The organism is Flavobacterium sp. (assembly GCF_013823965.1).
Classification (GTDB): Bacteria; Bacteroidota; Bacteroidia; order Flavobacteriales; family Flavobacteriaceae; genus Flavobacterium.
The window spans coordinates 1-23,800 of sequence record NZ_PNNA01000092.1; the positions used below are offsets into that span (position 1 = coordinate 1).

The 23,800-nt window shown below is 34.8% G+C and carries 21 protein-coding genes; 1 reads left to right on the forward strand and 20 read right to left on the reverse strand.

Translation table 11 applies throughout. The annotated features are described in order from the left end of the window. Nucleotides 1–347: 347 nt before the first annotated feature. From C0430_RS10535 to C0430_RS10580, 10 genes are all read right to left on the reverse strand, one after another. Nucleotides 348–1,364: an N-acetylneuraminate synthase family protein gene (locus C0430_RS10535; protein ID WP_290869458.1), complete on the reverse strand. Its 1,017-nt coding sequence runs from the start codon at nucleotides 1,362–1,364 to the stop codon at nucleotides 348–350. Nucleotides 1,365–1,560: 196 nt separating this feature from the next. Continuing rightward, the gene (locus C0430_RS10540) at nucleotides 1,561–2,469 is read right to left on the reverse strand and encodes a glycosyltransferase (RefSeq protein WP_290869461.1); all 909 of its coding nucleotides are present in this window, start codon (nucleotides 2,467–2,469) and stop codon (nucleotides 1,561–1,563) included. Between the two features lie 10 nt (nucleotides 2,470–2,479). Continuing rightward, nucleotides 2,480–3,544 carry a glycosyltransferase family 2 protein gene (locus tag C0430_RS10545; RefSeq protein ID WP_290869464.1) on the reverse strand — a complete coding sequence of 355 codons (1,065 nt, stop codon included), beginning with the start codon at nucleotides 3,542–3,544 and terminating at the stop codon, nucleotides 2,480–2,482. Nucleotides 3,545–3,567: 23 nt separating this feature from the next. After that, nucleotides 3,568–4,449, reverse strand: coding sequence for an FkbM family methyltransferase (locus C0430_RS10550; protein ID WP_290869467.1), 882 nt, complete (start codon nucleotides 4,447–4,449; stop codon nucleotides 3,568–3,570). A gap of 93 nt (nucleotides 4,450–4,542) precedes the next feature. After that, entirely contained in the window at nucleotides 4,543–5,553 is a 1,011-nt protein-coding gene (locus C0430_RS10555) for a glycosyltransferase family A protein (RefSeq protein ID WP_290869471.1), read from the reverse strand. After that, nucleotides 5,544–6,440, reverse strand: a complete 897-nt coding sequence (locus C0430_RS10560) for a glycosyltransferase family 2 protein (RefSeq protein WP_290869473.1) — start codon at nucleotides 6,438–6,440, stop codon at nucleotides 5,544–5,546. The genes C0430_RS10555 and C0430_RS10560 overlap by 10 nt, the downstream gene beginning before the upstream one ends. After that, entirely contained in the window at nucleotides 6,440–7,279 is an 840-nt protein-coding gene (locus tag C0430_RS10565) for a glycosyltransferase (protein WP_290869476.1), read from the reverse strand. Before C0430_RS10565 ends, C0430_RS10560 begins: the two co-directional genes overlap by 1 nt. Before the next feature lie 44 nt (nucleotides 7,280–7,323). After that, the gene (locus tag C0430_RS10570; RefSeq protein ID WP_290869479.1) at nucleotides 7,324–8,040 is read right to left on the reverse strand and encodes a bifunctional 2-polyprenyl-6-hydroxyphenol methylase/3-demethylubiquinol 3-O-methyltransferase UbiG; all 717 of its coding nucleotides are present in this window, start codon (nucleotides 8,038–8,040) and stop codon (nucleotides 7,324–7,326) included. A 21-nt stretch (nucleotides 8,041–8,061) separates the two neighbouring features. Next, the gene (locus C0430_RS10575) at nucleotides 8,062–9,318 is read right to left on the reverse strand and encodes an ABC transporter ATP-binding protein (protein ID WP_290869482.1); all 1,257 of its coding nucleotides are present in this window, start codon (nucleotides 9,316–9,318) and stop codon (nucleotides 8,062–8,064) included. Nucleotides 9,319–9,802: 484 nt separating this feature from the next. Then, nucleotides 9,803–10,672, reverse strand: a complete 870-nt coding sequence (locus C0430_RS10580) for an ABC transporter permease (protein ID WP_290869485.1) — start codon at nucleotides 10,670–10,672, stop codon at nucleotides 9,803–9,805. Between the two features lie 312 nt (nucleotides 10,673–10,984). On the opposite strand from C0430_RS10580, the gene C0430_RS10585 reads away from it, so the two are divergent. Continuing rightward, nucleotides 10,985–11,722 (forward strand): CpsB/CapC family capsule biosynthesis tyrosine phosphatase, encoded by a 738-nt coding sequence (locus C0430_RS10585; protein ID WP_290869488.1) that lies wholly within the window; start codon nucleotides 10,985–10,987, stop codon nucleotides 11,720–11,722. Nucleotides 11,723–11,850: 128 nt separating this feature from the next. Here the strand turns inward: C0430_RS10585 and C0430_RS10590 are convergent, their stop codons facing one another. The 10 genes from C0430_RS10590 to C0430_RS10635 all read right to left on the reverse strand — a co-directional run bounded on the left by C0430_RS10590 (nucleotide 11,851) and on the right by C0430_RS10635 (nucleotide 23,391). Then, nucleotides 11,851–13,788, reverse strand: coding sequence for a nucleoside-diphosphate sugar epimerase/dehydratase (locus tag C0430_RS10590; RefSeq protein WP_290869491.1), 1,938 nt, complete (start codon nucleotides 13,786–13,788; stop codon nucleotides 11,851–11,853). Nucleotides 13,789–14,151: 363 nt separating this feature from the next. Further along, nucleotides 14,152–15,021 carry a glucose-1-phosphate thymidylyltransferase RfbA gene (rfbA, locus tag C0430_RS10595; RefSeq protein ID WP_290869494.1) on the reverse strand — a complete coding sequence of 290 codons (870 nt, stop codon included), beginning with the start codon at nucleotides 15,019–15,021 and terminating at the stop codon, nucleotides 14,152–14,154. Nucleotides 15,022–15,143: 122 nt separating this feature from the next. Continuing rightward, the gene (gene rfbD, locus C0430_RS10600) at nucleotides 15,144–16,001 is read right to left on the reverse strand and encodes a dTDP-4-dehydrorhamnose reductase (protein WP_290869497.1); all 858 of its coding nucleotides are present in this window, start codon (nucleotides 15,999–16,001) and stop codon (nucleotides 15,144–15,146) included. Nucleotides 16,002–16,090: 89 nt separating this feature from the next. Next, on the reverse strand, nucleotides 16,091–16,639 hold the full coding sequence (gene rfbC, locus C0430_RS10605) for a dTDP-4-dehydrorhamnose 3,5-epimerase (RefSeq protein WP_290869500.1): 549 nt from the start codon (nucleotides 16,637–16,639) through the stop codon (nucleotides 16,091–16,093). 141 nt (nucleotides 16,640–16,780) lie between these two features. After that, nucleotides 16,781–17,737: a UDP-GlcNAc--UDP-phosphate GlcNAc-1-phosphate transferase gene (locus C0430_RS10610; protein ID WP_290869503.1), complete on the reverse strand. Its 957-nt coding sequence runs from the start codon at nucleotides 17,735–17,737 to the stop codon at nucleotides 16,781–16,783. A gap of 84 nt (nucleotides 17,738–17,821) precedes the next feature. Then, nucleotides 17,822–18,895: an EpsG family protein gene (locus C0430_RS10615; RefSeq protein ID WP_290869506.1), complete on the reverse strand. Its 1,074-nt coding sequence runs from the start codon at nucleotides 18,893–18,895 to the stop codon at nucleotides 17,822–17,824. A 149-nt stretch (nucleotides 18,896–19,044) separates the two neighbouring features. Next, nucleotides 19,045–19,938: an NAD-dependent epimerase/dehydratase family protein gene (locus tag C0430_RS10620; RefSeq protein WP_290869510.1), complete on the reverse strand. Its 894-nt coding sequence runs from the start codon at nucleotides 19,936–19,938 to the stop codon at nucleotides 19,045–19,047. Between the two features lie 26 nt (nucleotides 19,939–19,964). Continuing rightward, nucleotides 19,965–21,188 (reverse strand): glycosyltransferase family 4 protein, encoded by a 1,224-nt coding sequence (locus C0430_RS10625; RefSeq protein WP_290869513.1) that lies wholly within the window; start codon nucleotides 21,186–21,188, stop codon nucleotides 19,965–19,967. Between the two features lie 92 nt (nucleotides 21,189–21,280). Further along, a complete protein-coding gene (locus tag C0430_RS10630) occupies nucleotides 21,281–22,291 on the reverse strand; it encodes an NAD-dependent epimerase/dehydratase family protein (protein WP_290869517.1) in 1,011 nt (336 codons plus the stop codon). A gap of 17 nt (nucleotides 22,292–22,308) precedes the next feature. Next, a complete protein-coding gene (locus tag C0430_RS10635) occupies nucleotides 22,309–23,391 on the reverse strand; it encodes a glycosyltransferase family 1 protein (RefSeq protein WP_290869520.1) in 1,083 nt (360 codons plus the stop codon). Nucleotides 23,392–23,800: the final 409 nt, after the last annotated feature.

Consider the following 23,800-nt stretch of genomic DNA (forward strand, 5'->3'; position numbering starts at 1 on the left):
GTGTTATTACCACAACTGTCAGTCTGAGCTGAGCCTGCCCTGAGTTTTTACCGAAGGGTTGAAGACCTTTTACACAATAACGTTTGTTTCATAAAAGCGCTTCGACAGGCTCAGCTTGACATTGTTTTTCTAATTGTGTTATTACCACAACTGTCAGTCTGAGCTGAGCCTGCCCTGAGTTTTTACCGAAGGGTTGAAGACTTTTTACACAATAACGTTTGTTTCATAAAAGAGCTTCGACAGGCTCAGCGTGACATCGTGCTTCTAATTATGTTTTTTTTTACTACGGCTGTCAGTCTGAGCTGAGCCTGCCCTGAGTTTTTACCGAAGGGTCGAAGACCTAGTTATCAAACAATATCCTCTTCATTCAAAAAATCCCATTTCTTTAAATCTCTATTCAGGGTTTTTCCAATTATTTCCTGGAAACGGGAAGCATCAATCCCAAAACCTTTGGGTTTTTTGGATTCCAAATCATCAAAAGCCAGAACGTGATTCTGGGGTAAATCCTTGTTGACTGCCAATGACTTTTCAAAGATTTGCTTGAGCGAAGAAAAAGTTTCCCCATTATTTTTATCAACAGGATGGGACAAAGCAGTGGCTATGTTCCGAACGGCAATTACTAAATCCTTGGTTTCCGGAATGGTCAAAGAAGACTTTGAATCGGGGCCAAATAGTTGCCTGTCAAAAACAATATGAAATTCGAGGATATTAGCTCCCAAAGCAGTCGCTGCGATACAGGTTTCTATTTTGGCGGAATGGTCTGAAAACCCTATGGGCACATTATATCTTTTTTTCAATTCCTGGATCACGTTCAAACCAAATTGTTCGGGTTGGGTGGGATAAGCGGTGGTGCATTGCAAGATAGAAAAACCGACCTTTCTTTCTTTTAAAAATGCCACGGTTTGGTCTAACTCGGCATAAGAACTCATCCCCGAAGACAAAATCACGGGCTTGCCGGTTTGGGCAATTTTTTCCAAAATCAAGAAATTATTCACTTCACCCGAACCTATTTTGTATTGCTCCACTCCTATTTCTTCCAGCCAATCGACTGCCAAATTACTGAAAGGGGAACAAATAAAATCAAGTCCCACGGCATCACAATGTGCTTTAATTCCTTTCCATTGTTCCAATGAAAAACCCATCCGTTTCCAATAATCGAATCGGGTTTGGTCTTCCAATGAAAACTGGACACGGAAAGGTTCGTGTTCACTGCTTTCTGCCTCGGCAATGTGCAATTGAAACTTAACGGCATCGACACCTGTTCTGGCAAGGGCATCAATATAGGAATATAAAATACCTAGACTGCCTTCGTGTGCTTGGCCGATTTCGGCGATGATATAGGGTAATATTTTTTTTGACGACATAGTTAGATTTCGTTCTTGTTCGTATCAAAAATAGCTATTATTTCTGGTTTCCTTTACAATAGCCATTAGTTCTAAAATAAATATTTCAAAAAGGCCAACAAACAACTACAAACCAAACAATTAAACTCTTGTTATCGTGAAACTGTGCAAATTTAAACTGTTATTTTTAATTTGCACGTTTAATACTATTGAAGAACTATTTTTCGGGTTTCCAATAAATTTTGGTTTCAGAAAGATTGTTATAATCTTCATATTCTTTCCTGGTCAAGCGGTTACTGTTTTTTAAGATTTTAGGAAAATTCCAAATCAAGTCGAATAAAGCCAATACAATAGCTTTTAAGGCTTTGAAATCGCCTTGAAATACTTTGTTTTTGAACTGTATCCAAAGCGAATAGGCCATTTTTCGAGGTATTTCGCGATAAGGATAAAACAAGAAAAACAAATACCAACCCGAACGCAACGAACGACGTTGTCTTTCGATATAATCCTTGTGCTGTTTCCGTGCCCTAATATCCACCCGATGATGCACCAAAACCTCAGGCAAATAGTAAATGTCCCAATGCTTTTTAAACAATTGATACGAAGCAAAATTTTCCTCCCCATAAAAAACAAACCAATTGGGATAATTGGGGATATCCTGCCAGGCTTTCATCCGCCAGACATGGGCACAACCCACAAATCCCTGAACTCGATGTGGTTTATCTGAATAAACTGAGATACTTGGTGCTGCCAATCCCCAAAAAATTCCTAAAGCGAGCAGCCCGCAATTCTTATACGCATCAAAATAGTTTCGGATGGATGCTAATGGATTATCAGTAAGAAAATGAGCGTCATCGTCTAATGATATGGCAAATTCGGTTGTGACTAAACCCATCAATCGATTCCGGCTATAAATCAAACCTTCACTTTTTGAATTTTGAATGAGCATAATTTTGGGGTAATTTAGGCTTAAAAATTCAAAGGTTCCATCAGTAGAACCATCATCACAAATCAGACATACTACATCCTCCTTATCCAGTAAATATTTAATTTTATCCAAGGTAAAAATCAAATCGTGTAGTCGATTTTTGGTGGTGATGAGTATGGAAAAATCTGGCTTTGTCATTTACATTGTTTTAGTGCTTTGTAGTCATTGCAGGATTCGTTTTTGGTTTGAATCGCTGAGTCTTCCATAGCATTAATGATTTCAATCCTAATTTCAATTCTTGCCTGAAAGGCAATTGAGCTTTCCATTTGTATTTAGCCAATAGATATTCAAAATATATGAGAAGTGAATAGCGCTTTTGTTTTAAAAAACATTTTCTTAGAACATCCACTTCTAAATCAATGAGATATTGATTAAACAAATTAGATTCAAAAAAGCCAAGTGTGCTGTTGGCAATAGCCAATTTCTTTTGTATGCCTTTGAAAATCTTTAGGTCTTGAAAGGAAACCAGTTCGGTTTTGCCAAATTGCCGCTCTAAAAACTCCCTTTCAACAGGATTCCACGCTATATGTAGATACTGAAACATTCTAAATTTGGCAGCAATATCACTTTTCTTCTGTTCTTCAGCTCGTTTTCTAGACACTTGATTGTTATAGACTCTGTATTCTAATAGCACTTCGGGCAGGTTGTACAGTTTTCCGAAAGCCAGCAATTGAATCCACATATGGTAATCCTCCGCCGGTTCTGTGGCGGTATCGTATTGTATGCCATAGTCTTCCAATATTTTTTTTCTAATCATTGCTGACGAATGCGGAATACGGTTGCCCCAAAGTAATCCAATTTTTATAGCCTCATTACTTAGGGGAAGCGTAATTAGCTTAACATTACCCACAATTTTGTGATTGGTTCCACAAACTACCACCTCGGTATGAGCGTCCAAATAGGCTACTTGTTTGGCAAAACGCTCCGGATAGCTGATGTCGTCACCGTCCATTCGGGCGATGTATTGCCCCTTGGCAATTTGCAACCCATAATTCAAACTTTGTGTGTAACCAGAATTTACTGATTTTTGGATCAGTTGAATGCGGGGATCTACAATTTTTTTCAGAATAGCAACAGTGGTATCCGTTGAGGCATCATCTATAATCAAAAATTCAAAATCAGTAAAAGTTTGATTCAAAATACTTTCAACAGCCGTTTTTATATACAATTCGCAATTGTACACGGGTAATAAAACGGTTATTTTGGGAGTCATATTCATATCAGAGGACAGTATAATTATTTTAATTTTTGATTGATCCCAATGGTTAATTCCCCTTCGTTGAACAAAACAAAGCCATATTCAATAAGAACCCTATTTATTGCTTCTCTACAATCAAATTCATCATGAATTTCAATAGCAATACATTTTGTAATTTTCAAAAAATCTAAATTCGATGATGGATGAGTAAAAATTTGTTTTTCGGATCCTTCAATGTCTATTTTTAAAATATCCACTATTTCAAAATTGTTGTCTGCGATTAATTGATTAATAGAGTAAGCAGTTATGGCATCTGCCTGATCAGTTTCTTCTACCCTAAAAGACCAATTTAATTGATCTCTAAAATCATTTAAAATTTTAATTTTACAATTAGAACTCCAGATTGCTCCATTAATTATTATAGCTTTACTATTTTTGACATTATCCAAATTAAATTCTAGTATTTTAAAATTTTCGGGTTCAGGTTCTATACATATAATGGCAGCATTTTGAAAATGATCCAAAAAGAACAAAGAAGTTAATCCAATATTACTTCCCGCATCAATAATATTTAATGACCTATTCTCTTTATTTTTAAAATTATTATAGTAAGCATTTACAACGGGAAGGTATTCTTGAATTGAAAAAACCTGTATAAAAACTTGGAAATCACTTGAAGGTTTTTTTCTGATTTTTATTCTTTTGTTAATGGTGTTTTTAAAATCTGTCACATAATAGTTTTGTGTTTCTTCAATAAGAGTTCCATTTAAGTCTATCAAATAATTATAATAATTATAAACGCTACGTTCTTTCAGGTTGGGTCTAATATTAAAAGTTTTTTTTATAAAATAACAGAACACTATAATTGTATTTTTTAAATCTAATCGTTTGAAATTTATAAATTTGTTTATGCTTACCATTTTTAAAATTAAATATTCATTCAAAATTTATCTAAATTTATGTTTTTTGCGTTCCAATTAAATATGCAACAACGAATCTAGCACGTATTTTCTTTAATATTTCTCAATCATTTCTTGTGGCAATCCTTTCCATTTTACAAATAATTTGACCAACCACTTTATCGAAATAAATTTTACAAAAAGTCTGTTTTTAATGAAATAGCTAACACTATTAACTGTTTTACTTTTACTGAAATTTGAATATGGAAATTCTTTATCCTTCTCTAGCGATGGTTCAACTTTCATCCAATCCTCAAAAGTATTCCCCATATGGTAAGCATAATTATCATAAGTAGTTAACCGCCAATATCCCTTTTTAAGGGGTGCTTTATCTAAATATCCTTCACTGCATCCTCCTAATTTATACCCCAAATAGATTATGATTTCCTGAAACATATCTTTTTTGTAAGTAGCCACAAAATGTCCAGAACCAATTAAAACTGTTAAATCAATATTTATCTCCAATGCTAAATTATACTTCAAATAATCTTTATTATATTCCCATGTCCAGCCAATACTGTCATAAAAATTAATTAAGGCCTTTCTGTTTTTAACTGGAATAAATTTTAATTTACTGTTAAATAAATTATCAAAAATCACAGTGCCACAATTAGATTCATAAGTCTTGAATTGTGGAACTATACCCACTACTCCTGCTTGAGGGACTTGTGCAAATATTTTTGTTGTTTCTTTTTGCCAATTGGGAAGAAACAACACATCTGCATCTGAAATAGTAACTAATTCTATCTCATTCCCGACCAAACCTTTTAGTATAGCATTAAGTTTACCAATGTTTTGTGTATGAATCAATTCTTGAATTTTATTTTCTTTCAATAATTTATTCAGATAATCCTTTACAAAATCCCCACTGCCATTATTGACAATGGTAACAAACGTTTTATCGTGAATAGTAGAAAATAGCGACTCCAAACAAAGCTGAAAAATACGGAAACTATCTTTGAAATAGCCTTCCAAATTAGGAATATAAACGGGTATTACAATCTGATGAAGATATTCGCATTGTTCTTGTGGCTGATCCTTATGTGGATTGTATCCTATTCGCATTCTTTTTGAAATATAATTATAACTATGGATTTTAAAAACCTATAATAATCAGCAACTAAAAAATTATTTAGATAAATTTTTGAAATTTCAAAAAACAAACCCAACTGTTTTTTATTATTTAAAAAACTCCTGCTTATTCTTGACAATAATTCCTTCTTTTGAAGTTCAGTAAAAAAATTATGTTTTTGGGTTAATAAATATAAATGAAAACAAAAGTATGCTTTTCCTTTTTGTTTTAGATTATCCTGCCTACCTGAAATATTTAAATTTGATGTTCGGACATAAACCAACGCTTCATTTATGGAATAAACATTTTTGAAATTGGAAAATTCCAAAACAGCCAATACATCTGACATCCATCCTAAAGGAAAATTCTTGAAGCCTATGTCCAATATTTTTTCTTTATTAAAAACATACTCGCTTAATGAACTTCGAACTCCTCTAAAAAAAAACTCCACAGAAGACTCCAACCTAGGATGATGATAAACTGAAGACATCATTATTCCTTTACCATCAATCTTGCAACTGGCGAAACGCACTACATTTGAAACTAATTTTATTTCTTCCAAATTCCTGTAAAAAGCCTCTACCACATTTTCTCCCAACACATCATCATCCCCCAAAATCATGATCCATTCTTCATTACCAGACAATGCTATACACCGCTCCCACTGTTGAGTTAACGAAGTTCCTCCCAAATTTTTTTCAAATCGATGATACACAAAATCAAACTTTCCCTTATATTTTTTTAATAAATCTGAAGGATTTTCTGGACTGGCATCATCACCAATATAAACTTTAAATCGCTTATCCGTTTGATTTGTCAGGGACTTTAAGGTTTCTTCAAAAAAAGTGTACTTGTAATATGGTATTACAATAGCCAGCATTAATTCTTTTTTATTTTATACAATCCGAATATAGAAAAACCAAAAAAGGTACTGAAGAAGAGATCAATTACAAACTTCTCACTTTTTAAATTATTGTCATATTTTATTTCATTCTTTTCAAATGATAAATATACATCCCTATAAAATTTTTGATATTGTTTACTATATTTATTAGATATATAATCATAGTTCAAAAGCAACATTTCAAAAGTATACGATCTAATCATAGAATCTTTAGAAACAAAATATTTGAAAGTGATTTTATTTAAATGATGAAATTTAACATTTAAAACTCCCAAAGCAATCCAAAACTCCCAATCTTCATGACCTTGATGTGGGATATTTTCATCATAACCATCAACTGCAGCCCATACCTTTTTTCTAAAAATAGCACAAGCATCAATATAATTATTTGCTAATATCTTTTTAAGATCATATTCGGCAACTTCCCAAAGACCTATTTTCTCTCCAAAATATTCCGCATCTCCATAAACAACTCCAATATCTTGATTCTTTTCAAAAACAGCAATTGCCTCTTGAGTAAAATCTTTCATCAATTGATTGTCTGAATCCAAGGGTAAAATATATTCTCCATTAGACCTTTCAATACCAAAATTTCTGGTTTTACCCAAACCCTCATTTGGTTTGGCAAAATATCTAAATCTCTTATCCTTTTCTACCCATCTCAAAGCTATCTCTTCGGTAGTATCAGTAGAACCATCGTTGATTATAATGGCTTCCCAATCTTGAAAATCTTGACTAATCACTGACTCCAAAGTAGATTCTAAAGTAGATTCCGAATTGTAACAAGGTATTATTATGGATAAAATTGGATTCATAATATTCTATTGAACACATTATATTAATTACTTGACTACAAAAATTACTTGACTACAAAACCATATAAACCTGAATACATTTGCCCATTTTTAAAAACTAAAGCTTTATTATCTTTCTTAATCAAATATTTCAAAAAAACATTTAAAAAAGGTTTAATGATTTTTTTATATTTTCCAGATAAACTATAATCATTCCACAAAGCTAATGATAAGGCGAGATTATAATGAAATCCTCCTAAAGGCTTAACCTCCCATGAAGAAAATTCAGATTTTTTAAAATGCTCATCCAAAGCATACGGTGTAAATCTATGATAATCATATGGAACTTCGTGAAGTGGCCATATACTCGGCACTGTAAAAAAGAAAACCCCGCCAGGTTTCAAAACTCTTTTTATTTCTTTTAAAATGTGATTAGTATCAAAATAATGCTCCAAAAATTCGGTAGCAATTACAAAATTAACAGAAGCATCACCAAGGGGAATATTTTTTCCATCCCAATAATAATCTGGTTTTACATCGTAATGATATTCTGTTGGCTCTAGATCTATGCCTATATATTCTTCAACCAAACTACTCTTGAGAAACTCTTTATATGGCATAACACCACAAGCAAGATCAAGAACACTACCATGTAATTTAGGTTTCAACTCAGTAACAGCCTCCAATAATGATTTTCTAATTATATAAAACGAGAATAACATTTTTTCTGGTTTTATATTAATAAACCAATCATTTATGTATTTCTCAACATTATTTATCATTAAAATACAATTTAATAACCATTAATATTCCCAACTACCTTCATCCAAATATTGACAAACATTTTTCTGCCATCCCCATTCCGGTTCTTTCATTTCAATCATTTCTACTTCAAATGAGCAACAATTAAATTCTTGAAATTTTGTTTTTGTTTTTGTTTCGGCTAAATGAACCATAACGTTATAATTTCCTTTATAAAGTGCTAATTTAGGATATGTAAATGAAAGACGATTCACCCCTTTTGACCTGCAAATTTCAGTATTAATATCAAAAATATAATCATATAAAACAGGAACTTGCAAATGATTCAAAATCTGAAAAGATAATGCCATATTTTCCATATCCTTGTTAGGCATTGTTACTTCAAAGTCAATACTAAATGGTTTATTACTTCCTTGTAAAGTTCCGCCCTCGGAAGGTGAAATTTTAACTTTAGTTACCGTTGGTTTATTCAACAAACAATCTTGTGTAAAAACATTTGATAAACTATCCATAGAAGAATATATAGCAATTGATTTATTTGTTTCTTCAAAAGCTACAATTTTACCATTTGACAAAACAATTGTCTTTTTTGTCAATGTGCTTATTGCACTTAAATCATGGCTCACAAACAAAATAGTCCTACCTCCTTGCTTAGAAATATCCTGCATCTTGCCAATGGCTTTTTTCTGGAACTCGGCATCGCCCACGGCCAAAACCTCGTCTATCACCAATATTTCGGGTTCGAGGAAAGCCGCTACGGCAAAAGCCAGTCGCACGGTCATACCACTAGAGTAGCGTTTTACGGGGGTGTCTATATAGCGCTCGCAACCCGAGAAGGCGATAATCTCGTCTATCTTGGAGGCTATTTCTTTTTTGGTCATTCCCAGGATGGCGCCGTTCAAAAAGATGTTTTCGCGCCCCGTCATTTCGCCGTTAAAACCTGTGCCCACTTCCAGCAAGGAAGCAATACGCCCCCTACATTTAATACTGCCGGTGGTGGGTGCAGTAACCTTGGACAATATTTTCAGCAAAGTAGATTTTCCCGCTCCGTTTTTGCCAATGATGCCCAGGACTTCGCCCCGTTCCACTTCAAAATTAATATCTTGGAGTGCCCAAACGTAATCGCTCTCGCCTTTGGTGCTCCGGTCGTTGGTGTCGCCAATTTTAAGATAAGGATCTTCTTTGCCCCGCAACTGATGCCACCAACGGTTCAGGTCGTGACTAAGCGTACCGGTTCCTACCTGACCTAGGCGGTATTGTTTGGAGATGTTTTCGGCTTTGAGGATGATGTCTTTCAATTGGGGTTATTTGGTTAATCGGTTATGTGGTCAATCGGTTACAGCATTTAATCGATTAAACAGCGTAACCATTTTGCGCTATGCCACAAAGTTATTTTATTTTTTCTTAAATGAAACTTATATGCCTTATATGGTGAAACTTTTTTTAAACAATAACAGATAACAGATAACAGATAACCGAAAACATACAAACTAATCTTTTTTCTTATATGAAACTTATATGCCTTATATGGCAAAACTTTTTTTAAACAATATAAGGCATTTAAGGACATATAAGTTTGGGTTTTAGGGCTGATGTCTTTCAAGAGAAGGTTAATCGGTTACGCCATTTAAGCGATTAAACAGTTAAACGGTTAACAATAACAGAAAACAGATAACCGATAACAGATAACCGAAAACACTAAGACACTTAGGGTCAAAGTAGGGGATACTTACGGGATACTTACGCTTTCCTCCCCAAAACCCAAAACCTAGAACCCAACTCCTACACCGTATCTATAAAACTCTTCTCCGTCTTGTTGAAAACCAGCAATCCCAAGAAAAAAACCAGAACGGTGATGCCAACGGTATAAACCAAGCCCCAAATTGAAACGGTTCCGACACCCAAGAGCATGAAACGGGCGGTTTCTATAATGTAAGCCAGGGGATTGTACTGTACCAACCAAGCGTAATCAGGCATTTTGTCCTTGATCAAGGCCATCGGATACATGACGGCCGAGAGGTACATCAGCAATTGCACACCAAAACCTATCAAATAGCTCAAGTCCCTGTATTTGGTGACCATCGAGGAAATCAACATTCCCAAACCGAGTCCGAGGATGCCCATCAAGGCAATCAAAAGGGGAAAAAACAAGACGAATATGGTCAAATCCAGGGAAGCGCCTTTGAGATAAAAGAACAGGTAAAAAGCAACAAAAATAAAAAACTGGATGCCAAACTTGATTAAATTGGAAATCACCACCGACAAAGGCGTTATGATTCTGGGAAAATATACCTTGCCAAAAATATTGGCATTGGCCTTGAAGGTGTCGGAAGTGCCACCCAAGCAGGCCGTAAAATAATTCCAAACCGTGATACCTGCCAAGTTGAACAAAAACGGCGGCACGCTTCCGGTGTGGATTCCAGCCACTGTGTTGAAAATGATGGTAAATGTCACCGAGGTAAACAAGGGCTGGATCAAATACCACAAAGGCCCCAATACCGTTTGTTTGTAAACCGTCACCACGTCGCGTTTCACGAACAGCAGCAGCAAATCGCGGTATTGCCAGACCTCCTTGAGGTTCAGCGAGAAGAATTTGTTTTTGGGCGTTATTTCAAACAACCAGTCTTGTTCTCTATTTTCGGTATTGTTCATGGGTATGGGCTAGATTCACTCTGGCGAACAAGGCGGAAACCATTTATTGACAATTAAATCAGGAATGCTTCGCTTGCTCTTGGCAAATATAACAATTAAAATAACCTGTATAATTATTTTAGGACAAGTCACAGGACATTCGCTTTTAAAAAGCATGATTCTCTTTAACCACAAATTACACAAATTTTCGCAAAAATAAACATATCAACAACAGTACAATTAACTCTAACATACCAAAAACAGTCTTGATTTTGATAGCGAATCCGCTTCGTCGGTGTACGAAATCAACACCAAATTATTTACCTTTGCACAATGTTACACTTTTTCAAATCAAAACCGGTTCTCCAGGATTTAATTCCCGACAACCACGTGGATATTCATTCCCATCTTTTGTGGGGTATCGACGATGGTGCCCGAAAATTTGACGACACGCTGAGGCTGGTCAAAGCGCTTCAGGGTTTTGGAATCTCGCAATTGATTACGACCCCACACATCATCGAACATGTTTGGGACAACACTCCTGACCTCATCAAGGCTAAGGAAGCTGCAGTCCTAATTGCACTGGAAAAGAACCAAATCACGATTCCTTTTCGTGCCGCCGCCGAGTACATGATGGACGACCATTTTGTGCAACTTTTCAAGACCGGTGATTTATTGCCCCTCAAAGACCAGTATGTACTGGTTGAAATGTCCTACATCAACGCACCCATCCAATTGTACTCCATTTTATTCGATTTACAGGTGGCCGGTTACATTCCCGTTTTGGCCCATCCGGAGCGCTATTTGTTTTACCACCATAATTTTGAGGAATACCAAAAATTAAAAAAAGCGGGCTGCTTATTCCAGTTGAATTTATTGGCCGTTGTTGGGTATTATGGTGATGGAATTGCCAAGATTGCGGAGAGATTGCTCCAAAAAGGCATGTATGACTTTGTGGGCTCCGATGTGCATCACGACAATCACATAGCCGCTTTTGTCCAAAAAGTAAAACTGAAGGATTTGGCTCCCTTGAAAGAAACCATGGCGAACAACCAATTTTTTAGACTGTAGGACCAACCTCTTGACCTCTCCGCAAAACTATTGAATTAAAACAGAATAAACTTTAAGGCTTCATAAAAAAAGTGTACAAAGAAAATCCTTTCCCGTACACTTTTTTTATGCTCTACCAGCGAATATAATTATTTGTCCAATTCCGTAAAAGTGGAATTCATGCTTATGAATTCGGGTACAATTTTTTTCATTTTCGCGACGATGTCGTCATTGTCAAAGAAACTGGCGATACCTATGAGCTCTTCGATATGGGCATGCAAGTCCTCAAACTCTATTTGCAATTCTTGGGCAATCATGATTTTTTCGTGATAAGTAGGCAACGTTTTTGAGGTGTCGTTGAGCAATTCTTCATACAATTTTTCTCCTGGTCTCAAACCCACCACCTTTATTTTAATGTCCCTGTCGGGGATAAATCCTGCCAACTTTATCATCTTTTTAGCCAAATCCATAATCTTGACCGGTTTTCCCATGTCGAAAATATAAATTTCGCCACCATTGCCCATCGAACCCGCCTCAAGCACCAGTTGGCAGGCTTCCGGAATGGTCATGAAATAGCGGATGATGTCGGGATGCGTGATGGTAATAGGGCCACCATCGGCAATTTGCTTTGAAAACAAAGGCACTACGGAACCATTGGACCCCAACACATTTCCAAAACGGGTCGTGATAAACTTGGTGGCATACAATTCATTGTTTTCTTTGCATTTCAGGTGTAGGGATTGCACATACTTTTCGGCAATTCGTTTACTTGCCCCCATGACATTGCTAGGATTCACGGCTTTGTCCGTTGATATCATCACAAATTTCTTGACACCGTATTGACAGGCTAAATCAGCCAGGTTTTTTGTTCCGTCCACATTGGTCAGAATGGCCTGGGAGGGATTTTCTTCCATCAAGGGCACGTGTTTGTAGGCAGCAGCATGGTATACCATTTGGGGACGGTATTGCTTGAATACTTTTTCCAAGGCTCCTTTATTCCTTATATCAGTAATGACAGAATGTATGATTGTTCGTGACTTGATGCACTCCACTTCTAAACTGATGTGATGCAAAGGCGTTTCGGCCTGATCCAATATGATCACTTTTTTGGGACTGAAACTTAAAATTTGCCTCACAATTTCGCTTCCTATGGAACCCGCGGCACCAGTAACCATAATGGTTTTGTCCTTCAGCTGTTTTGAGATCGATTTACTGTCCAAAACAATGGGTTCTCGCTCGAGTAAATCTTCAATTTGTATGTTTTTTACTTTTTGGGAAATTTCCTTTTGATTTTCCCAATCCGAAACGGAAGGTATCGTATATACTTTGTAATTAAATTCCAAACATTGGTCAATAATAGCCAATTTTTCTTCTTTTGACAACCCTTTGTCCGCGATAACGATTCCCTCGGCACCAACGGAACGCATTAAAGCCGGCAATTTTTTTCTTTGGACCAATATGGGCAAATCCAACATTCGTTTGGAAGCATTCTGGTTGTTCTTGTCCACAAAGGCCACAATTTTAAAACGGGAAGGCGTCTCAAACTTTAAGGCATTGGCTACCGATATGGCATTGGCATCCGTTCCATAAATGATGGCTTTTATCAAGTTGTGGTCAGCCTTTTCCATGAAATAGAGTTCAAAAGTTTGTTTCACTACCACACGATACAAAAACAAGCCACAAAAAGAAAGCACTATGTTGATGAAAAGAGCCGTGTTCAAAAACGCTTTTTCCTTGAAAAGCAACTCAAAAATAAAATTAAAAAAAAGGAAGAAAACCAAAACAGACGTTTGCGAGAACAAAATCTTTACGGCGTCTATGTATGAGGAGTGCCTAATGATCCCGGAATAGGTCCTAAAGAGCCAAAAGAAGAATATATTTATCCCAAAAAACAACCCAATAAATGTCAGGACATGCGTCGTGATGATATAATCGAGTCCTGTTCCATTGAACATGAGATAGGTCAAAGAAAAAGCCGTTATCAAAACTGAAACATCTATCAAGACAATGATCCATCTTGGCAAATAACTCAAATTATGAATGCTAAATTTTAAATTAGCTCTAGAAAAATATTTTAAAACACTCATGGTCCAACTTCTTTTTCGACATTAATCAAAAATATTCTTTTTTAATTTCATGGAAAGCAAAAATACAAATTAATAGCCCGGAAACATGCTTTCCTAAAAAAACATTTCAAATACGCCGACAAAAAGCAAAAAAAACCAGTCGTATGACGCTTTTTTGAGTCCTAAGACGATTTACTTCCCTTTTCAACACTTTCTGTTTTTCTTTCCCCACGAAACCCAGAAGAGGCATCAACCCTTTTTTTGGAAATACAAAAAAATGCAATAAGCACTAGCATCCCCTGATTTAGTAGCACCCAATCCATCCATTAAAATTAGCAGCATTTGTGGTTGAAATTAAACTGAAACTCTTTATTGAACGGTATTTTATATTTTATATTTCAACAATTGAAGTAAATAATTGCCATAACCCGATTTTATCAATGGCTCGGCTATGGCCTTTAATTGATCGCTGCTTATAAATCCTTGGCGCCAAGCAATTTCTTCTATGCACCCCACTTTCAACCCTTGTCTTTCTTCGAGAACCTGCACAAATTGTCCGGCTTGCATCAAGCTGTTAAAAGTTCCCGTATCCAACCAAGCAGTACCCCGGTTCAAAATTCCCACTTTTAAAGCGCCTTTTTCCAGATACACTTTATTTATATCGGTAATTTCATATTCACCTCGAGCACTTGGCTTGATGTTTTTGGCGATTTCCACCACCGAATTGTCATAAAAATACAAACCCGGAACGGCATAATTTGATTTGGGTTCCAATGGTTTTTCTTCAATCGAAAGGGCTTTCAAATTCTCGTCGAACTCCACCACACCATAACGCTCCGGATCCGAAACGTGGTAAGCAAAAACGACTCCTCCCACCGGATTGGTATTCGACTGCAACAACTCGTCCATCGTGGAGCCAAAGAAAATATTGTCCCCCAAAACCAAGGCCACACTGTCCTTTCCTATGAATTCTTCGCCAATCACGAAAGCTTGGGCCAACCCATTGGGAACAGCTTGCTCGGCATAACTAAATTGGCAACCAATAGTGGCTCCATCGCCCAACAATTTTTTGAAATTAGGCAAATCATGCGGTGTCGAAATAATCAATATTTCGTGAATCCCGGCCATCATCAAGGTAGACAAAGGATAATAAATCATGGGTTTGTCATAAACAGGCATCATTTGCTTGCTCATCGCCAAAGTCAACGGGTGCAATCGGGTACCGGATCCTCCGGCTAATATTATTCCTTTCATAGTTTTTTCGATTTTCAGTTTTCAGTTTTCAGTTTTCGGTTATCGGTTCTAGGTTTTAGGTTACCGGTTGTAACAGACAACGGATAACACACAACTGACAACCGATAACCGATAACCGAAAACTATTTTTCTAATCTAGCCATCATGATTTTGAGACTTGTTTTATAATCCACGGGAACTATTCCGTAAACCTCTTTGATCTTTGATTTGTCCAACAAGGAATAAGCGGGTCTTTCGGCAGGTGTTGGATAACTCGAAGCTGGAATTCCTTTTATTTCACAGGATTTATGTGCAATTTCTTTGATGTCCATTGCAAAATCAAACCAGCTGATCTCCCCTTCGTTGGAATAATGATAAATACCGGGCTCCCATTTATTGCTGTCTAAAATGGTTAAAATCACCTGTGCCAAATCGGCCGCATAAGTGGGCGACCCTATCTGGTCATTGACTACGCCCAAGTGGTCTCTTTCGGTCATTAACCGCAACATCGTTTTTACGAAATTGTTTCCAAATTCAGAATACACCCAAGCCGTTCTAATGATGATGCTCTCCGGACAATTTTTCAAACAAGCGGTTTCGCCCGCCAATTTTGTGGCTCCGTAGACGCTTTTGGGATTGGGCAGGTCATCTTCTTTATAGGCAATGGGTGAAGTTCCGTCAAAAACATAATCGGTGGAAATATGTATCAACTTTGCCCGGGATTCGTTGCATAAACTGGCCAATGTGGCAATGGCCAAATGATTGATGGCATCGGCGGTAATTTGGTCCTCCTCTGCTTTATCCACCGCAGTATAAGCGGCACAATTGATGACAACATCGGGTTTAATGCGATTGAAATTGGCCTTTATTTCCTCGGTTTTATCCAAAGGAAAATCGGCTATGTCGGTAAAAATAAAATCAAAGTCGGGATAATTACCCGCCAATTCTTTTATTTCCGAACCCAACTGTCCGTTGGCTCCTGTTACTAGTATTTTTTTCATCTGTTTGTACTAATTTTTTTTATTGGTCAGATGGGGAACACCCATAATCATCCCATTGTGCATCAAGAGCCATTGTTATGGATGTTTCATTAAAATTGGGAATTACAATGGGCGAAATCAGGTAAAACGGCGTCTTTTTCGGAAACAATGGCTGCTGCCAAATCCATTCCCCAATCGATATTTAGTGAAGCATCGTCATAACGAATTCCGCCTTCGCTTTGTTTGTTGTAATAATTGTCGCACTTGTAAAGTACCACGGCTGTTTCGCTCAACACCGAGAATCCGTGGGCAAATCCCTGAGGAACCAGCAATTGTTTTTTGTTTTCCGATGACAACAAGATGCCGAAATGTTTTCCGAAAGTGGGAGAATCTTTTCGCAAATCTACCGCCACGTCCATTATTTCTCCTTGGAGTACACGAACCAATTTGGTTTGGGCAAAAGCAAGATTTTGGTAATGCAACCCTCTCAAGGTTCCTTTTTTGGAAAAAGATTGGTTGTCTTGCACAAAATCGATGTGGATTCCCAAATCGGCAAATTTACTTTTGTTGTAGGCCTCAAAAAAGTAGCCTCTTTCGTCTTCGAATACGGCTGGCGCTAGAATCACCAAGTCTTTTATAAATGTTTTTTCTAAATTCATCGTCATTGAAAATAATGGTTAATCCTAACCTTAAAAAGCAAAAATAACAATAATTATTTTTTTTAAATTTTGTTCTTCAATTTCTTATTTATATCTATTTACACATATATAATTAGAAGTCAACATAAAAAAGATGAAACTCTAAATTCTGTCCATAAAAGCCATTTTTTGCACTACAATAGTTCGAACTCCCAAATAAATGGATGTTAACACCAGTAAAATAAATAATGAAACAGCCATTGTCAAATAACCTTTCCTATCCAAATAAACAACAATCAAATTTACCAATAATTGCAGTACTGCATAAATAACAGAAATATGGATATGGGAACGACCTAGTTCATTGGCTAGGTACTGATATAAATGGGAGCGATGGGCTTCCAAAATATTTTCTCTTTTTATAATCCTGTAAAAGATGGTGATGCCGGCATCAATACCATAAATAGAGAAAAAAAGAATATACCCCAATTGCCCCGTCTCAACAATTGTTTTAAACAAAAAATAACCCAAAAGCACCGCCATACTTATACTTCCCACATCCCCTGCAAAAGTTTTTGCCTTTTGGCGAACATTAAAAAAACCAAATATCCCGCAAGACAATCCCATGGTAATCAACAAAGGCATACTCGTTTCGTGAATGGGCAAAACAGAAAAACTGGCAATGGCTACCAAAGCATACAATACCATTATGCCGTTGATGCCGTCCATAAAATTGAAGGCATTAATCCATCCAATAAACAAAACGAATACCAATGGCAATACCCAAAAGGCATCCTGAAAGAGATGCAGCCCATAAGCAACCAACAAGACCGCAAGGACATGGGAACCAAAGCGCGGCAACTGCGACAAAGGCTTTATGTCGTCAATAAAACTCACTATAGCCACCAAAAGGACAGCCAAAGTTAATGCCCAGCCAACATATTCCAAGAAAAAAGCAATACCGATGGCAAATGGAAAAATAATTCCTCCTCCTCTAATGGTAATCTTGGAGTGGGACGAACGATGATTGGGTTTATCTATGATATTGTATTTGTTGGCTATCTTGAAATAAACAAGCTCTAGAAAAAAAAGGATAAAAGCGATAATTATATAGTTCATTTTAGTTTAAATGATTCGAATGTTTTTTTGATAATGTTATGTTTATTCGGAATAAAGAGTGTCTCTTTTCCTAAAAATTATTTATTAATCATCAATTTCAGTCTTTTTAAACAATAATGATTTGTATGGAATCAATTTTAAATTTTCAGGAGCTCTTTCATAATCTATATTAATTGCTCTAAAATAAGGTAACAGATAAAAGCAACATACAAAACTCATAAACCAAAATCGTTTGTTTTCCAGTGCAACATATATAAGTTCGGCCACAAGAAGAATTTCAAAAATTCTAAAATAAATATAAAGCCTAGTTAATTCGGTTGATTCTGAAAATAGATTAAGAATAAGTATGGAACTTACGTAAAGTAACAACAAATATTTTTGATTGTGATTTTGAAATCCATATTTATCATAATAATTAATCACCAAAAAACCCATTGTATTAATTACCAACAACTTTAACAAAGGAACTGAAACAGCAAGTTTGGTGGAAACGTAAAGCAGATAATGAGAATCCTTGAAAAGCAAACCCAACCAATGAATAATACCTACTTGCCCCATAATAAAGGTAGCTCCCATTAGTAAGTATAAATAATAGCTTTTTACAAAAATTCCCCATTTATGCACTATTAAAAAAAAGAAAAAAGGAATCAAACAGCTGTAATGAATTGAAGTCCCAACAAACATCAATAAAAAATAACCAAGGTACTTTTTATCCAATAAAAAACTAAAAGCATAAAAAGCAATGGCAACCGATAAGAATTGCCTCATATATGTAAAAGAATACAAAAACAAAACAGGAATCAAGACATATAAGACTATAGGAAGACTACTGTTTTTGGTATACTTCCTGATTCCTAAATAAGCGAAAAGGTAAGTAAAAAAAGAAAAAAAGAAAAAAAGAAAATGATAATCTAAATTAAAATACCTGAAGACTTGCATAATCCCCAAGAACCCAAATTCTAAACCATCATCCCTAGTTCCATTAAGATACCAATTAGTATAGGAATAATAATCCCATCCTATTCTATCTCTAAACCCTCCAATCAGAATTATAATCCCCAAAAGAGTCAAACTAACATCTTTTTCGGTAGTTGGATGTTTATAAGCTACAAGGAAAAAACAGACAAATACAACAACTAATAAAACATAAAAAACCATATTTTTTATTTAATTCCTATCAAAATTGAACTGAATCTATAAGTCTTTTAGGAAATCATCCAATCCTCGGTCTATTTCTGTCATAAGTACAACTTTAACCATTATATCAATCTATTTTATGTGCAAAGTAAATACAATGAACTATTCATTTATTTACCAAACCAATCCAGGACATTTCGAGGGTTCCACCCCGCAACTTTTCTTGCTTTTGAATCATCGAAAGTTAGATCGGAAGTGATTTTTTTTAATCTTATCGAATTCATTGGAGCTTTGTTCCCCAACAAATCACCTAAATACCCTAACATTTTTACTAGAAAAATTGGCAAATTTAAAGGATTGGATTTTCCTTTTTGTTTTGAAATTTCATTGCTCAATTCCAAAAAACTCGGATTATAACCATCTGTGAGATTAAATACCCCTCCTATTTTAGCAACATTTGGAACAAATTCGGCTACATCTTCTGCCAAAACCATACTTTTTTTAGCTTTACCTCCTCCTATATTGAAATAACATCCTTTATCAATTGCCTTCATCATTTCCCCCAAATTTCCAGGAGGACATTTACCTACCAATAATGGTAAACGCAAAATAGTACAAACCACATTATGCCTTATGCACCATTTCGTCACTAATTCTTCTGCTTGTATCTTACTCAAACCATAAGCGTCTTTAGCTTCTAGTTTGTGCTCTTCCACAATTTGTGTTCCAGACTCCAGACCATAAACCGAAACCGAACTAATAAAAACAAACTGTTTGGGCACCCCTACCTTTTCAAGTCCTTTTAATAGATTTTCAGTACCAACAACATTCACTTCATGAAACTGTCGTTTTTCATCATCCGTTTTAGGGACAAAGTGAGCCTTTCCTGCAGCGTGAATAACTAGTGTAAAATCCTGATTAAAGACTGGGACTTTATTTTCTAAAGAAATTATGTAATCCCCTGACGTTCTGGACAAACTAAAAAGAATATTTACATTTGACAATTTGTTAAAAATCAATTTACCCAAAAAACCATTTGCTCCTGTAATTAATATTTTCTCCATAATACACTAACTTTATTTTCAAGAAATTAAAAATTATTGATAGTCTTTTTTAAAAGGATAGACCATTTATCACAAATTACTTTTTTGGAAAAACAATCTTGATAAGTTTTAAATGAATTTTCTTTCATTTTTAAAATCATTCCCGGATTGTTGGCTATATCACATAAAACATTTGCTATCTCATTAACATTACTATTTTGTAACTGAAAACCTAAATTGTATTTTTTAGTCCAAATACTTAGAGCCGAATTCTCAGCTCCAGAAAAAAGTACTGCTTTCCCTATTGCTAATGCTGAAAAGTATTTTGATGGAACAGAAACGCCTGTCCACTCCTCTTTTAAACTGATTAACATTAAATCTGCAGATGATAACCTTTCTTCCAGTTCTTGATCTGTTTCAACAAAACCTGCAAAGCTTATATTTGTATCATTTTTATCGATTTGAGATTTTAAATCTTCAAATCGATTTCCAAATCCAGCAAAACAAAATCCAACAGAAGCATTTCTTCGCTTTAATTCTCTTGCAAGTTGTAAAAAATTATCAAATTCGTGAGCATTGCCAATTGTTCCAGTATACAACAAAGTCAAGTTTGCATTTTTAAACAATTTTTGACGTGTTTCAACGTGCGGTTGCAACATTTCAATTGGTTCCACAAAAGACCACGGGGGTAAAGTTTCTTCTTTTGCAGAATGATTATAGAGTCTGTAGATATCCCTCATACACGGACCAATATCCACAATAACATCAATTTTTTTGTAACAGAATTTCGCAATTTTTTTTAACACTTTTCCCGAAAAACTGAATGACTTTCCTTTTGAAACAATAATTGCCTCTGGATATAAATCAAAGCCCCACATTAAAATTTTAGTTTTCCTTTTAAATACTTTAACAAAGGGTACTAACAAATAAACAAAAGGAGGATTCGTCCCAATGATAATTGCATCATAACGACCCATAAAAGGCAATCGAACAACCCAAGAAAAAACCAACCAAAATGAAGTAATTAATCTTTGAATATCCTGTTTTTGATTGAAAGGCGGTATATAAATTCTCCTGTATTTAACACCTTTCCAGATGCCTTTTTTTGGTGTTATTGTATGTTTATGATTTACATAATATCTGTTCCCTACTATTGCGGTCACATCCCAACCTCTGGTAACTAACTCTTCTGAAAGCTCAGAAATATGTCTAGCGGTGTTAATTTTATCAGGCCAAAATATATGATTTAAAATTAATATTTTATTATTCATTATTGATTTTTGTACTTCTCAAAAGTATTGATTATAAGTGGAGAAATCTAATGAAATTTATAGCTAACCCCTTTAGATTTCCTTTTTTAGTATTATAAGTTTTTAGATTTTTTAACTTGATCATTGATCCAGTAAAAAGTTTTTATCATCCCCTTCTCGAGTGGTTCTGACACTCTCCACCCCACTTTTTCTTCATAAAGTTTGTTATCTGAATTTCTTCCTCTTACACCCTCAGGACATTTAAATCCATATTTGTGAATAAATTCATTTCCCGTAATATTTTTAATTTCAATCTTCTTTGTACTAATTCTTATAGCCATCTCAGCTAATTGATTAATCGTTACCATTTCATCAGATCCAATATTTACAGGTCCTAAAAAATCACTTTCCATCAATCTTAAAACTGCCTCAATACATTCGTCAACATAAAGAAAACTTCTTGTTTGCAAACCATCTCCCCATACTTCGAAAGCCCCTCCTTCATCTGTTTCTGCCGCTTTTCTTAACATGGCAGCCGGCGCTTTTTCTTTTCCTCCATTCCATGTCCCCAGTGGCCCAAAAATATTATGAAATCTTGCCACTCTTACATCTAATTTATAATTTCTATTAAATGCAAAATACAAACGCTCACTAAATAATTTCTCCCAACCATACTCTGAATCCGGATTAGCAGGATACGCAGATGATTCTTCACAATTTGGGTTATCCGGATCTAATTGATTATGCTCAGGATACATACAGGCGGAAGAAGAATAAAAAACTTTTTTAATATTCTTTTTAACACACTCGTGAACCACATTTAAATTGATAAGTGCCGAATTATGCATTACATTAGCATCATTGTCACCTGTAAAAATATAACCTGCCCCCCCCATATCTGCGGCCAATTGATATACCTCGTCATATCCTTCTCCGATAACCAATTCAACTGCTTTTGGATCACGCAAATCAGCCAAAATAAATTCATTACAAATATCTTGATGCTCAAAATACTCATGATTTTTAATATCTGCGATTCTCACATAACACCCCTCATTTTTCAATCTCTTTCCAAGGTGACCTCCTATAAAGCCTCCTCCCCCTAGTACGATTACTTTTTTCATTATCTTATTTTCTATGTTTAAATTAATTGTTTGTATACTTCTTTGTAAATTTCCAGTATTTCTTGATAACATTTTTCCCAAGAAAATTTTTTGGCTTGAACAAAACCTTTTTTTATTATTCCTTCTCTATCATTTTTAATACAAAAAACTGCTTCATTAAAAGAGGACATATCTAATGTCTCCATTAAAAAACCAGCATTTCCAGCCACTTCTGGTATAGAAGAGCAATTTAAAGCAATAAACGGACAACCCGCTTTCATAGCCTCAACTATTGGTATGCCAAATCCCTCATAAGATGAAGGATAAAGTAGAGCAAAAGCAGTGTTATAGAGAATATTTAACTCTTCATTACTAACATTCATACACAATTCCCAACGCCCAGGAATTAAGTCATTTAAAAACAATATCTCCCTGTCTCTTAAATTACCACCAACAATCTTCAATGAATATTTTTTTGATTGAGCTATCGCTTTTACTGTAAAATCAAAATTCTTATAATCTGCCCTAGAACCAACAAATAAAAAAAAAGAAGAATTATTTTCATATTCTAATTCCTGTATTCTAAAATAATCCAAAGAAACACCATTATGAACAACCCTTATATCTTTATTTGAAAATTGCGGATAGAAATGTAACAAATCTCTTTTTGTGTTTTCTGAAATGCATATTACAACATCAGCCGCCCCAATCGCTTTTTTCTTTTGATAGCAATGCACCCATTTTTTTAAACCTCTACTATAATGCTCATAAGTAAAGTCATGTACAGTAACAATTTCTTTAACCCTATTATTTTTCTTTACAACTTTACTCAAAGTTCTATAATATGAAGAATGAAAAATAAAACTCTTATTATTTGTTTCTAAATTGATTTCTCTATACCTTGACAAGTAGTTAAATAATCCTGTTTTCTCTTTAACAATATGATTTTCTTGAATTTTTAATTCCTTTCTAAAAAAATTTTCTGTCTTATCATTTTTCTCAATAAATAAATGCTTACAATCAGATTGAATTAATATTCTATTAATTATTTCTTGCCAATAAACTGAAACACCACCTGATTTTTGAAGAGAAAAAACTATTAAATCAACTATTACATTCATTATTACGATATTTTTTGGATTTAATAAATTATTAAGATTTTTTTTAACAATCAAAATAAGCACTTAAGACTTAAACTGTATTTTTTTTTACACAATTAGTTTAGCCTTATATTATACGCAAACTTTAGTCAAAATAATACCAATATTGATATTTGTTGCTTATTAATCTCTTTAAATAAAGAATTTTTACTATCAATATATATAAACCCAATTGTTAAAACAATTACAACCATCTACAAATCAGATGTTTTATTTTTTATAAACACCAGATTTGTATTTTAATTCACAACCCAATGAATTTATATCTTAAAAATCAAAAATAATTTTTTACTATATTTAACATATATATATAATTGATTTGTATAACGACTTCTAGATAATGACTAGGAATAAATCATTATTTTGTACT

Coding starts and splice junctions, on each gene's coding strand:
- C0430_RS10535 (WP_290869458.1), bottom strand. CDS start 1,364: ATGTCGTCAAAAAAAATATTACCCTATATCATCGCCGAAATCGGCCAA.
- C0430_RS10540 (WP_290869461.1), bottom strand. CDS start 2,469: ATGACAAAGCCAGATTTTTCCATACTCATCACCACCAAAAATCGACTA.
- C0430_RS10545 (WP_290869464.1), bottom strand. CDS start 3,544: ATGACTCCCAAAATAACCGTTTTATTACCCGTGTACAATTGCGAATTG.
- C0430_RS10550 (WP_290869467.1), bottom strand. CDS start 4,449: ATGGTAAGCATAAACAAATTTATAAATTTCAAACGATTAGATTTAAAA.
- C0430_RS10555 (WP_290869471.1), bottom strand. CDS start 5,553: ATGCGAATAGGATACAATCCACATAAGGATCAGCCACAAGAACAATGC.
- C0430_RS10560 (WP_290869473.1), bottom strand. CDS start 6,440: ATGCTGGCTATTGTAATACCATATTACAAGTACACTTTTTTTGAAGAA.
- C0430_RS10565 (WP_290869476.1), bottom strand. CDS start 7,279: ATGAATCCAATTTTATCCATAATAATACCTTGTTACAATTCGGAATCT.
- C0430_RS10570 (WP_290869479.1), bottom strand. CDS start 8,040: ATGATAAATAATGTTGAGAAATACATAAATGATTGGTTTATTAATATA.
- C0430_RS10580 (WP_290869485.1), bottom strand. CDS start 10,672: ATGAACAATACCGAAAATAGAGAACAAGACTGGTTGTTTGAAATAACG.
- C0430_RS10585 (WP_290869488.1), top strand. CDS start 10,985: ATGTTACACTTTTTCAAATCAAAACCGGTTCTCCAGGATTTAATTCCC.
- C0430_RS10590 (WP_290869491.1), bottom strand. CDS start 13,788: ATGAGTGTTTTAAAATATTTTTCTAGAGCTAATTTAAAATTTAGCATT.
- rfbA (WP_290869494.1), bottom strand. CDS start 15,021: ATGAAAGGAATAATATTAGCCGGAGGATCCGGTACCCGATTGCACCCG.
- rfbD (WP_290869497.1), bottom strand. CDS start 16,001: ATGAAAAAAATACTAGTAACAGGAGCCAACGGACAGTTGGGTTCGGAA.
- rfbC (WP_290869500.1), bottom strand. CDS start 16,639: ATGAATTTAGAAAAAACATTTATAAAAGACTTGGTGATTCTAGCGCCA.
- C0430_RS10610 (WP_290869503.1), bottom strand. CDS start 17,737: ATGAACTATATAATTATCGCTTTTATCCTTTTTTTTCTAGAGCTTGTT.
- C0430_RS10615 (WP_290869506.1), bottom strand. CDS start 18,895: ATGGTTTTTTATGTTTTATTAGTTGTTGTATTTGTCTGTTTTTTCCTT.
- C0430_RS10620 (WP_290869510.1), bottom strand. CDS start 19,938: ATGGAGAAAATATTAATTACAGGAGCAAATGGTTTTTTGGGTAAATTG.
- C0430_RS10625 (WP_290869513.1), bottom strand. CDS start 21,188: ATGAATAATAAAATATTAATTTTAAATCATATATTTTGGCCTGATAAA.
- C0430_RS10630 (WP_290869517.1), bottom strand. CDS start 22,291: ATGAAAAAAGTAATCGTACTAGGGGGAGGAGGCTTTATAGGAGGTCAC.
- C0430_RS10635 (WP_290869520.1), bottom strand. CDS start 23,391: ATGAATGTAATAGTTGATTTAATAGTTTTTTCTCTTCAAAAATCAGGT.